The organism is Acuticoccus kandeliae (genome assembly GCF_003073115.1).
In genome coordinates, this window is the sequence record NZ_QBBV01000169.1 from 1 (window position 1) to 296 (window position 296).

The 296-nt window shown below is 66.9% G+C and carries 1 pseudogene; it reads left to right on the plus strand.

The window, feature by feature from the left end:
- A pseudogene (locus tag DBV35_RS29810) lies at positions 1–296 on the plus strand (F0F1 ATP synthase subunit beta); the annotation flags it as partial.

Sequence of the window (296 nt, forward strand, 5' to 3'; positions counted from 1 at the left end):
GTCGGTGAGCGCACCCGTGAGGGCAACGACCTCATCACGGAGATGACCGAGTCGGGCGTCATGAAGAACACCGCCCTGGTGTTGGGTCAGATGGACGAGCCGCCGGGCACCCGTATGCGTGTCGCGCTCTCCGCGCTGACCATGGCGGAGGACTTCCGTGACGTGCAGGAGCAGGACGTGCTCCTGTTCATCGACAACATCTTCCGGTTCACCCAGGCCGTCCAGGAGGGCTCGACCCTCCTCGGCCGCATGCCGTCCGCGGTGGGCTACCAGCCCACCCTGGCCGACGAGATGGG